The 237-nt window shown below is 27.8% G+C and carries 1 pseudogene; it reads left to right on the forward strand.

Annotation, left to right across the window (positions count from 1 at the left end):
* Positions 1-27 precede the first annotated feature (27 nt).
* Positions 28-237, forward strand: a pseudogene (locus RI68_RS02125) (hypothetical protein); the annotation flags it as partial.

The following is a 237-nucleotide window of genomic DNA, read 5'->3' on the forward strand; positions in this document are numbered from 1 at the left end:
TTAGAAAGTTATTAAGGAGTCAAATCAATGAATTATCAAGAAAAAATAAAACACATCCAAACTCATTTCCCCATGTCAGTTTTATTAAAAAAATTAAATATTTTACCGTTAAACTTCAACATCAATCACCGTTTTTCTTGTCCCATCCATCAAGGAAAGAATCCTACTTGTTGTCATTTCACTTCAAATAATAAAATTCATTGTTGGAAATGTGTTCGAGATTACGATATTATTGAT

Source organism: Vaccinium witches'-broom phytoplasma str. VAC (assembly GCF_000309405.1).
Lineage (GTDB): Bacteria > Bacillota_I > Bacilli_A > Acholeplasmatales > Acholeplasmataceae > Phytoplasma.